This is a genomic window from Bacillus sp. JJ664 (assembly GCF_036962205.1).
Lineage (GTDB): Bacteria > Bacillota > Bacilli > Bacillales > Bacillaceae_G > Gottfriedia.
In genome coordinates, this window is the sequence record NZ_JBALMS010000106.1 from 2,120 (window position 1) to 4,374 (window position 2,255).

The window sequence follows — 2,255 nt, forward strand, 5'->3', positions numbered from 1 at the left end:
ACTTTTTCAATATTATGTCCAGCGTCTACGATATTTAAATTTTCCATCTTCCAATCTTGCGCTACATGATAATAAATATCTCCACTTACATAAACATCTGCACCATGTCGTTTGGCTTGGAATGCAAATTTATTACCGTCCCCACCAACGATTGCAACTTTTTTGATTTTATCACTTAACTTGCCGACAACACGAACACCCTTTAAATCCAATTTCTCTTTAACATAGTGAGCAAATTCTTCTAAAGTACATTCTTCCTTCAAAGTACCAATTCTTCCAATACCAAATGTTTTACCCTCATTTAGTAAAGGAATTGTATCGTAGGCTACTTCCTCATAAGGATGAGCATTTAGCATTGCTTTCATAACCTTTTTCAGAGTTGATTCAGGTACAATTGTCTCTATTTTAACTTCCTCTACCTGCTCTAGTTGACCTTGTTGACCAATAAAAGGCTTTGTGTTTGCTAATGGTAAAAATGTTCCCGTCCCCTCTGCATTAAACGTACAGTGACTATAATTCCCTATATGACCTGCTCCTGCCTCACAAATTGCATTGCGTACATCCTCGGCATGCGATTTGGGTACAAAAACGACTAACTTCACTAGTTTTTCTACATAAGTAGGTGCAAGTACTCGGGTATTTTCCAACTGCAATGCCTCAGCTAGGAAATCACTAACGCCAACTTCTGCAATATCAACATTTGTGTGAGCAGCAAAAACAGCTATATCATGCTTAATACATAATTCGATGATTTTGCCTGCTTCACCATCAGTTACAATTTTCTTCAATGGGCGATAAATAATTGGATGGTGTGCAATGATTAAATTCGCTCCTATCGAAATTGCTTCTTCTACAACTTCCTTTGTAACATCTAGCGCAATTAATGCTTTATTTACTTGATTTGATAATGTACCAATTTGAAGGCCATTTGGATCCCCTTCTTCAGCAAGATGTTTTGGAAAAAGCACTTCAAACTGTTGAACCAATTGATATCCATTCACAGATTTCATGCGAGCACCTCATCTATCCACTCAATTTTTTGCTTTATTTCTTTTATTTTTTGAATAGATTCTTCTGTTTGTTTTGCTGATTGTAATTGTATGAGAATACGTTCAAAGTTTTTACGCTCGTGATCCCATTTTTTCTTAAAAGCTTCATTTTGGTTATGCATCAAAAGCGGTCCGATAAACATTTCTTTATTCTTTGAATCTGAATAAGGCTTATATGTACTTGATTTCGATGCAACCAAAATTTCATATATTTTCGTATCTTCTTCTAAAATATCTTCTTTAATTAGAGAATAACCTTCTTGATCTAACCAACTTCTGATTTGATGAGCTCCGATATTCGGTTGCAATACTAGGGTTTCTACACCTTCAAGCTTTTCTTTCCCTTTTTCAAGGATACTTGCAATTAGTGACCCACCCATTCCAGCAATCGTAATAACATCAACTTCATTTGGTGTTAGAACTTCCAATCCGTCTCCCATTCTAGCTTCAACAATTCCTTCTAAACCACTTTGACGAATCGTTGAACAAGCTGAATTAAATGGACCTTCTGTTATTTCACCTACAATCGCCGATGTACATCTTTTATTTAGAACGGCATAACAAGGTAGGTAAGCGTGATCCGAACCGATATCAGCCAATCTAGTACCTTTTGGGATATAATCAAAAACTCTTTTTAATCTCATTGATAAATTTACTTCGTTCATAACAAAATCACCATTTCATATTATTTTCATGTCAATATTTTACACTAATTCATGTAAGAATCCTAATATTGAACAAATAAAAATGACCTCTCCATATAGAAAAGGTCATTTAATATGATTATTTTTTCTCAGATAACCATTTTGCAACTGCATCTAATTGTGCACCTGATACTAAACCAGCTGGCATGCCGCCTTCTTTACCGTTTTGTAAGATTGCTTTAATCTCATCTTCAGAGTATCTAGCGCCAACCTTTGTTAAGTTAGGTCCAACTGCACCTTGTAATTGGTCACCATGACAGCTGACACAAGTTTGAGCGTATATTTCATCTGGTTTAGTAGAAGCAGTTTGCTCTTCCTTCTTACCACCATTAGCTATCTCATCAGCTTGTTTTGCCCCTTTTAATGAGATAATTAGCATTACTGCGATTCCTAGTGCTGCAATTAAAGCAAAAGGAATTAATGGATTTCGTTTCATTATGATCCCCCTTATGTAACCCCTTAAAAAATAAAAAGTATTTAATTACTATAACATTATTATTGT

The 2,255-nt window shown here is 35.2% G+C and carries 3 protein-coding genes; all 3 read right to left on the bottom strand.

Translation table 11 applies throughout. The annotated features are described in order from the left end of the window. Window positions 1-1,010 (bottom strand): Nif3-like dinuclear metal center hexameric protein (locus tag V7056_RS16045; protein ID WP_499703431.1); only part of this gene is annotated, 1,010 nt, incomplete at its 3' end. After that, window positions 1,007-1,714, bottom strand: a complete 708-nt coding sequence (locus V7056_RS16050; protein ID WP_499703432.1) for a tRNA (adenine(22)-N(1))-methyltransferase — start codon at window positions 1,712-1,714, stop codon at window positions 1,007-1,009. The genes V7056_RS16045 and V7056_RS16050, both read right to left, overlap by 4 nt. Before the next feature lie 118 nt (window positions 1,715-1,832). After that, window positions 1,833-2,189 (bottom strand): cytochrome c550, encoded by a 357-nt coding sequence (cccA, locus tag V7056_RS16055; protein WP_192602624.1) that lies wholly within the window; start codon window positions 2,187-2,189, stop codon window positions 1,833-1,835. Between the last annotated feature and the right edge of the window lie 66 nt (window positions 2,190-2,255).